At 76.0% G+C, this 4,284-nt stretch carries 5 protein-coding genes; 3 read left to right on the plus strand and 2 right to left on the minus strand.

Translation table 11 applies throughout. The features are described 5' to 3' along the window. Positions 1-158 precede the first annotated feature (158 nt). The gene (locus ACFV6D_RS38180; RefSeq protein WP_380563318.1) at positions 159-1,676 is read left to right on the plus strand and encodes a DNA-3-methyladenine glycosylase 2 family protein; all 1,518 of its coding nucleotides are present in this window, start codon (positions 159-161) and stop codon (positions 1,674-1,676) included. After that, positions 1,673-2,182 (plus strand): methylated-DNA--[protein]-cysteine S-methyltransferase, encoded by a 510-nt coding sequence (locus tag ACFV6D_RS38185; protein WP_363368700.1) that lies wholly within the window; start codon positions 1,673-1,675, stop codon positions 2,180-2,182. The genes ACFV6D_RS38180 and ACFV6D_RS38185 overlap by 4 nt, the downstream gene beginning before the upstream one ends. Before the next feature lie 26 nt (positions 2,183-2,208). On the opposite strand, the gene ACFV6D_RS38190 is transcribed toward ACFV6D_RS38185, so the two are convergent. After that, positions 2,209-2,727, minus strand: a complete 519-nt coding sequence (locus tag ACFV6D_RS38190) for a GNAT family N-acetyltransferase (protein ID WP_063347090.1) — start codon at positions 2,725-2,727, stop codon at positions 2,209-2,211. 118 nt (positions 2,728-2,845) lie between these two features. After that, positions 2,846-3,352, minus strand: a complete 507-nt coding sequence (locus ACFV6D_RS38195) for a MarR family transcriptional regulator (RefSeq protein ID WP_063347089.1) — start codon at positions 3,350-3,352, stop codon at positions 2,846-2,848. Between the two features lie 191 nt (positions 3,353-3,543). Here ACFV6D_RS38195 and ACFV6D_RS38200 point away from each other — a divergent pair. After that, positions 3,544-4,284: MFS transporter (locus ACFV6D_RS38200; protein WP_380563320.1), on the plus strand; the 741-nt coding region annotated here is incomplete at its 3' end.

Below are 4,284 nucleotides of genomic sequence, written 5' to 3' on the forward strand. Positions count from 1 at the left end.
GCGGGGCGTGTGTGGGGGTTGGGGGCGCGCGCGCGGCGCGGTCGCCGCCCCCCCCCCCCCCCGCCCCCCCCCGCGCCCCGCGCCCGCCCCCCCCCCCCCAACGGCCATGTCCGATTTCCGCCAGTCACCCCCCGCCCCAGTGCCGCAGACTGGACAGCGTGATCGACGACGACATCCGGTACCGAGCCGTGGACAGCCGAGACGCCCGCTTCGACGGCGTCTTCTTCACGGCCGTCACCTCCACCGGCATCTACTGCCGACCGAGCTGCCCCGCCGTGACCCCCAAGCGCGTCAACTGCGTCTTCTACCCCAGCGCCGCGGCCGCCCAGGGGGCCGGCTTCCGGGCCTGCCGCCGCTGCCGCCCCGACTCCGTGCCGGGCTCCCCGGAGTGGAACCACCGCGCCGACCTGGTCGGTCGCGCGATGCGCCTGATCGGCGACGGCGTGGTGGACCGCGAGGGCGTCGCGGGCCTGGCCAGCCGCCTCGGCTACAGCTCCCGCCAGCTCCAGCGCCAGCTCATCGCGGAGCTGGGCGCCGGCCCGATCGCGCTGGCCCGCGCCCGCCGCGCCCAGACCGCCCGCCTGCTGCTGCAGACGACCGAACTCCCGGTCACCGACATCGCGTTCGCCGCCGGCTTCGCCTCGGTGCGGCAGTTCAACGACACCGTCCGCGAGGTCTACGACCGCACCCCCAGCGGTCTGCGCGCCGAGGTCGTGGCCGGTCGCCGCGTCGCGACGCCGGCCGGCGGCCTCACCCTGCGCCTGGCCTACCGCGGCGCGCTCGACAGCGACCACCTGATCGACTTCCTCGCTCTGCGTGCCGTCCCCGGCGTGGAGGAGGTCGTCCCCGGTCCGCGCTCCGGCGTCCGCACCTACCGGCGCACCCTGGCGCTCCCGTACGGGCACGGCATCGCCGAGGTCGACGGGCTGGCGCCGGGCGAACCGCGCACCCGCGGCTGGCTCGACTGCCGCCTGCTGCTCGCGGACCTGCGCGACCTCCCGACCGCCGTCCAGCGCCTGCGCGGCCTGTTCGACCTGGACGCCGACCCGGACGCGGTCGACGAGCAGCTCGGCGCCGACCCCGTGCTCGGCCCCCTGGTCCGGGAACGCCCCGGCCTGCGCTCGCCCGGTCACGTGGACCCGCACGAGCTGGCCGTCCGTGCGGTGCTCGGCCAGCAGATCACGGTCGGCGCCGCCCGTACGCTGGCCGGCCGGCTGACCGAGAAGTACGGCGCCGCGCTGCCCGAGCCGAGCGGCGGCCTGCGGCTGCTGTTCCCGACGGCGGCGGTGCTGGCCACCGCCGACCCGGAGGACTTCGCGATGCCCGCCGCCCGCCGCCGCGCGCTCACCGGTCTGTGCGCGGCCCTGGCCGAGGGGTCGGTGCGACTCGACGGCGGGGTGGACCGGGAGGAGTCCGCGGCCCGGCTGCTGGCCCTGCCCGGCATCGGCCCCTGGACCGTCGGCTACCTGAGGATGCGGGCCCTCGCCGACCCCGACGTCTTCCTCCCGGGCGATGTGGGCGTCAAGCACGGCCTCGTCCGGCTCGGCGCCCCCGGCGACCCGAAGAGCGCCGCCCGCGCGGCCGAGGCGTGGGCCCCGTGGCGCTCCTACGCCGTGCACCGGCTGTGGGCCGGGCCCGCGAGCGCCAGCACTGGAACGGAGAAGGCAGAGGCATGAGTACCACCGTCTACACCACCATGGAGAGCCCGTTCGGCCGGCTGCTGCTGTCCGGCGTCCTGCCCGAGGGCGGCGGCGCGGCGGCGCTGGCCACCGTGACCGCGCCCGGGCAGAAGTACGCGCTGCCCGAGCCCGCCGACGACTGGGTCCTCGACCCGGAGGCGCTCGCCGAGCCGGTCGCCCAGCTGACCGCCTACTTCGCGGGCGAGCGCACCTCCTTCGACCTCCCGCTCGCCCCGGTGGGCACCGAGTTCCGCCGGCGGATCTGGGCCGCCCTGGACGAGATCCCGTACGGCGAGACCGTCACCTACGGCCAACTCGCCGATCTGGCGGGGGAGTCGCCGCGCGCGGTGCGGGCGGTCGGCGGCGCGGTGGGCGCCAATCCGCTGCTCATCGTCCGCCCCTGCCACCGCGTCATGGGCGCCAACGGTTCGCTGACCGGCTTCGCGGCGGGCGTGGACTGCAAGCGCCGGCTGCTGGAGCTGGAGAGCGGCACGCTGTTCTGACGCGTTCGCCCGGGCGGCGGCGCGGCTCAGCCCGCCGCCGCCCGCAGGTCCACCCGCCAGTTGTGGCTGCGCATGAACCGCCCGGGCGGGAACTCGAAGTCCGTTTCGCCGACGAGGTTGAACCCGGCCTTCGCGCAGACCGCGTTGGAGGCCGGGTTGTCCACCGAGGGGAAGGCGTGCAGGTGGCGGTGGGCGGCTTCGCGGCGGGCGGCCGCGACGGCGGCGCGGGTGGCGGCGACGGCGATGCCCCGCCCCTGGTGGCCGGGCAGGACGTTCCACCCCATCTCGTGGACGGTCTCGCCCTCCCAGGTGCGGGTGCCGTAGCCGACGGTTCCGACGGCCTCGCCCTCGGGGAGCAGCACGATCCGGTACATGCAGCCCAGGCCGGACGGGACGAAGTCGAGGTAGCGCCGGTGCCGGACGAGGAGTTGTTCCTCGGTCTCCGGGCCGCCGACGTGCTTCTTCATCTCCGGGGTGTTGACCCGGCGCAGCAGTGCGAGGTCGGCGTCCGTCCAGGGCTCGATCAGTACCTGTGCTGTGCTCATGCCGGGGACGGTAGCGGTCCGTACGGGTCGGTGACCAGCGGTTTTGCAGGCGTCCGGGGGCGCTGACCGGGGTTCGGCCCCGGGTTGGGCCCGGTCAGGGGCCAGGCCCGGCCGGGGTTCAGGCCTGGTCGGGGCCCTGGCCGGCCTCGGCGAGGGCGCGGGCGAGCTGTTCGAGGGCGGGCAGGGCGTGGACGACGGCGTCGCGGTCGGTGGGGTCGAGGGTGTCGAGGGCGGTGGCGATGCGGCGCTCGTGGGCGCGCTGCCAGTCGTCGAGCTGGCGCCGGCCGGCCGGGGTGAGGGCGATGCGGGCGGTGCGGCGGTCGCCGGGGTCGGCCTGGCGGTCGACGAATCCGGCGTCGAGGAGCTTGCCGATCAGTCCGCTGACGGTGTTGGGGGCGAGCCGCTGCCGGGCGGCGAGTTCGCCGACCCGCAGGGGTGCGGCGGCGAGGGTCTGGAGGAGTTCGACCTGCGCCATGGGCAGGGACTCCCACGGGTAGTCGGTGCGGATGCTGCTGCGCAGGGCGCGGCGCAGGCGGGTGACGGTGTCGGTGAGCCGCCGGGCGTGGTCGACCGCCGTTTCGGGGGTTTCGGTGGCGGGGTCGGGGACGTGTGGTGACGACGGCATGGCGGACAGCGTATCGCCTGGTGCGGGCCGGTCCGGCGGGTTGTCCACCGTCGAGCGGGGGCCTCCCGGAGCTCTGCGGAGCTCGGTGGAAGTCTGCGGATCCCCTTGGAGCTCCGTGGAACTCCCCGGGATCCCGTCGGAAGGCGAGCAAGTCGTAGAAAGAACATATCTGCATCCGATATATTTGTGGCATGAACGCCACCGCCCTTGCCGCGCGGCTGCTCACCGAGCGGCCCCGGCCCCGCGGCATAGCGGGCTGGCGTCACGCCCACTGGCTGGCCGTCGGCACCGTCTGCCTCGGGGCCTTCCTCGGCCAGCTCACCGCCAGCGTCACCGCCCTCGTCTTCCCGGCCCTCGGCCGGCACTTCGACGCCGGCTTCGCGGCCGTCGAATGGGTCGCCCTCGCCTACCTCCTGGTACTGGTCGCCCTGCTCGCCCCGGTCGGCTGGCTCTCCGACCTCATCGGCCGCAAGACCATGTACCTCGGCGGCTTCGCCGTCTTCGCCCTGGCCTCACTCGGCGCCGGATACGCCGGCAGCCTCGGCGTGCTGGTCGCCTGCCGGGCCGTCCAGGCCGTCGGCGGCGCGATGATGCAGGCCAACAGCGTCGCCCTGGTGGCGCGCGGCGTCCCGGAGCACGCGATGCGGCGCGCGCTCGGCATCCAGGCGGCGGCCCAGGGGCTCGGTCTGGCGCTGGGCCCCAGCCTCGGCGGGCTGCTGGTGGAGCACGCCTCCTGGCGGTGGGTGTTCTGGATCAACGTGCCGATCGGGGTGCTGGGCATCCTGGCCGGCTGGTTCTTGCTGCCCCGCACCCGCACCGGGCCCCCGCCCGCCGTCGGCACCGGGCCCCCGCCCGCCGTCGGCACCGGGCCCCCGCCCGCCGTCGGCACCGGGCCCCCGCCCGCCGTCGGCACCGGGCCCCCGCCCGCCGTC

It is taken from the genome of Kitasatospora sp. NPDC059812 (genome assembly GCF_042732075.1).
Lineage (GTDB): Bacteria > Actinomycetota > Actinomycetes > Streptomycetales > Streptomycetaceae > Kitasatospora.